Source organism: Deltaproteobacteria bacterium, assembly GCA_009929795.1.
Taxonomy (GTDB): Bacteria; Desulfobacterota; Desulfovibrionia; order Desulfovibrionales; family Desulfomicrobiaceae; genus RZZR01.
The window spans coordinates 1-2,676 of the sequence record RZZR01000245.1 but is presented as its reverse complement, the minus strand read 5'-3'; the positions used below and the strand labels follow the sequence as shown (position 1 = coordinate 2,676).

Genomic DNA, 2,676 nt, shown 5'->3' with positions numbered 1-2,676 from the left:
TTTGCTGAAACGATCCTCGAACTCGGCCTTTTTCTCATCCTGGGCCGCGGCGATGACTTCGTTGGTCATGGAGTCCAGGGCCATGACTTCGACCTTGGTCGCTCCGGATCCGGTCCAGGAATCCGTGGTTCCCTTCTTGACCAGGCTGATGCCCAGACCCACGGGGATGACCGTGGACACGGCACTCAAGACCGGGCGACTCTGCTTCAGGTCGGTTATGGCGAACCGGATGCGGATGACGTCCGGCCCAGGCTGGGCCACAATGGGGTACCCCTCCTGGATGGCCTGCGCCACGGCCAGGTTGCAGGCGTCGCTGATTTCTTTCATCTCTTCGGCGTCAATACGAGTGTCTTCCGAATCGGGCGAAAAATAGAAGACCACGCCTTCGAGCATGACCTTGTCGTATTTGGCAAAATCCGCCCCGGGCTTGAACCAGCGCATCTTGGCCCCGCCCGGAGGCCCGGGCTCGAGTTTCTGGTAGTATCCGTCCAGGAACCGCTTGGCCTGGGGAAGACTGGCCTTGTGGCCGGTCGTGGCGCAGGCGGTGAGAAGAAGCATGGCCGTCAGGCAGAAAAGAAGCAATGCGGTTCTGTTCATGGGTGAAGGCATAGGAAACTCCTGCACTTGAAAAAAATGAGGGAACACCCGGATGGATCGATCGTAAGTCGGACCATCCGGGACCAAGGACGTTTTCAATCGAACAATCTCATGGCCTCGTAGAATTTTTCCGGCGCGGCCCCGAACACGATGGCTTGGCCGGATTCCACCGCCGTTCGGGGCAGGACCTTGCCCAGGACGATGTTCTTCCAGACCGATGAATCGGCAATGACAATGAACTCGCAATAATAGATGGGCGACTTGATGGCCTCAAGGATGCCCTTGCGTATTTCCAGGGTGTAACAGGCCTCGTCGATGTTCGTGCTCAGATCGTTGAAATACAGACCGAAGGAGGTCTGCACGTTCACAGATTTCTCGGCGTTCAGATTGACGGCCATGATCCGGAAGAGGTCCTTCATGGACATGTAGCCCACGGCGTGGTCGTCCATGTTTTTGAAGGCCAGCTTGGGATGCTCGGCTGGGGGAAAGATGGCCTGTTTGGTCTCCACAAGATACTCGGAGAGCAGGTAGTTCCGGGTCTGGGCGTTGATGGTCGTTTCGGCCAGGGAAATGAGGGTCGCGTTCTTGGTGGCCCGGGCCACGGTGTTCTGGGGGTCGAGCAGGAGGGCGTTGTCGGCAAAGAGCAGAGCCCACTCGAGCTTGCCTGCTTCCATGGCTGATTGGGCCTTGGCCGCCAAGGCCTCCACGCCGCCGGCCAGCTCGGCGGCCATTTCGGCCTCTTCCTGGGGCGAGTGGATGTAGAGATCCCGACACTTGCCGGAAAAATAGCCCCGGTACCACCAGAAAATTTCCCGAATGTTCCTGTCCACCTGACCATAGGTTTCCTGCAAAAAGAGATCGTTGGCCAGATGCGGAGGCAGCTTGACGATGTCCTTGATCTCACCGGCGGTCAGCCCCTTGTTCATGCCCTGGACGGTCTGATCGTGGATGAACTGAATGGCGTCACGGTAGTTGGTCAGAAGCTGGTTGATGGTGGCCTTGCCGGAGATGGCCGGATGCGGCCCGTGGCAAAGGACGAGGTATTCCGGGTTCAGGCTTCGGTAGAGGTCAATGCTTTGGATGTAGGACAAGGGGTCCCGGGCATAGGCCCCGCGCAGGGTGGTGAAGGCCGGCATGGCCTCGTAGAGGTTGGCGATCTGAATGAGAGTTTTTTTCTCGGGCAGCCAGACGACCAGAACGTCCCGGGTCTCCCCCGGGGCGGAGTAGAAGATGAAGTCCAGGCCGGCGATGTTCATCTCCAGGTTGTCCTTCACGATCACGTTGGGGGGCAGGAAGCCGGACGGACCGTGAATCTGGGTGCAGAACAGACCGCCGCCGGAGAACCATCTGGGTTCCGAGGCGAAAAGGGCCCCGGACATCATGGTTCCCCCGGTGCGCCGGGAGGGGTACAACTGGCCGAACCAGTCGTAGTAGAGAATGTCCATCAGATTCTCGTGAGCGATGATGGCCGTCCCTGGACCGGCGAACACGGACGCGCCATGGATATGGCAGTCGTGGTGATGGGTGTAGATGACTGCCTTGACCGGTTTGCGGTTGAAGATGTCGTCCAGGTGATCGTTGAAGGCCTGCTTGACGACCAGGGAGGCATTGATGCTCTCGCCCGGATCGATGACCACTAGGCCGTCGGGGCCATCGATGAGGACCGGATTGTCACGGTTGTAGCCGCGGGCCACATAGACCCCGTCCGTGGCCTCGATGACCTGGGCGGGAGAAAAGCTCTCGTACAGGCTCCAAAGCTGGGGGCTGGTCTGGACCGCTTCGGGAATGAACGGCGGCCCAAAGGCCTGGGCCGGGGAGACCACGAAAAAGACGAACACGGCCATCAGCACAAGACGAATTTTCATAGAATCCTCCTGAATTTTTCTTCACCCTGGTTGTCTGAATATCCCAGTCTTCCTGAACCCTTCCGCGTTTCCCATTGCGATTATCTTTCGCCACCTCCTGATATTTTCAACTGAATTCGAAAAAAACCAATCACGAATTCTGGATTCGATCTTTCGTTCAACGGCCACGGAAATTGGTTGTGGCTTTCTCGCCGGACGCCAACCGATGTCGAAG

The 2,676-nt window shown here is 58.2% G+C and carries 2 protein-coding genes; both read right to left on the bottom strand.

Annotation, left to right across the window (positions count from 1 at the left end; genetic code table 11):
- The coding region (locus tag EOM25_13745) for a DUF3313 domain-containing protein (protein ID NCC26237.1) at positions 1–609 on the bottom strand (609 nt) is incomplete at its 3' end.
- A gap of 83 nt (positions 610–692) precedes the next feature.
- On the bottom strand, positions 693–2,441 hold the full coding sequence (locus tag EOM25_13740) for an MBL fold metallo-hydrolase (protein ID NCC26236.1): 1,749 nt from the start codon (positions 2,439–2,441) through the stop codon (positions 693–695).
- Positions 2,442–2,676 lie beyond the last annotated feature (235 nt).